1 protein-coding gene is annotated in these 616 nt (G+C 61.0%); it reads right to left on the bottom strand.

Annotation, left to right across the window (positions count from 1 at the left end):
- Positions 1–616: tyrosine-type recombinase/integrase (locus Q0L15_RS23070; RefSeq protein WP_296607199.1), on the bottom strand; the 616-nt coding region annotated here is incomplete at both ends.

Here is a 616-nt window from a genome sequence, read left to right as displayed (position 1 = left end):
CGCCTGGGGGTGACTCCGTATCGAGACTTGATCGACTCCAAGCCTTCCAGCGCGCGGCGGTCAGCATCCTCCATCGCCTTGGTGTAGCGGCGGGTTGTAGTGAACTGCGTGTGTCCGACGCGTTCCATCACCGCAGGCAGATCTACTCCGCCTGCAAGCAACCAGCTGATGTGGCTCGCGCGTAAAGCGTGAAACTTACGGTAAGGAAGGCCGGCCCGTTCGATCCCGACGCGCCAAACGCACTCTCTGAAGAAGGTCCGAGAAATCGGAAGACCCCCTGGCCATGCCTGCGTGCGGAGAACTGTCCAGTTGCCCGATGAGACCTGGTTCGATTGCTTGCCGAACGTGGCTCGCTCGATGAGTCCTGTGAGCCCAGCCTTGTTAGGCATGGAGAGGAGGAGATCGTCTTCGCCGAGTCCTCGAGTGTGAATTACGTGCTTAATGCAAGCCTGTGCGTCATCACCCAGCGAGATGCGCTTGGGCGTGCCTCGCGGCCCTTCCTTTGGGTAGTCCTTGAAGAGGTAGGGAGTGCCATTCCCCGTCTGCGCGATCGGCAACTCCAACATCACGCGATTGACCGTCACCGACCGCCGGTCGGCGGCGAGGTCCGAGACCT

Origin of the sequence: Nocardioides sp., assembly GCF_024509035.1 — a bacterium.
GTDB lineage: Bacteria > Actinomycetota > Actinomycetes > Propionibacteriales > Nocardioidaceae > Nocardioides.
Note: the sequence above shows the minus strand (reverse complement) of the source record. Positions and strands in the feature narration are given on the sequence as shown.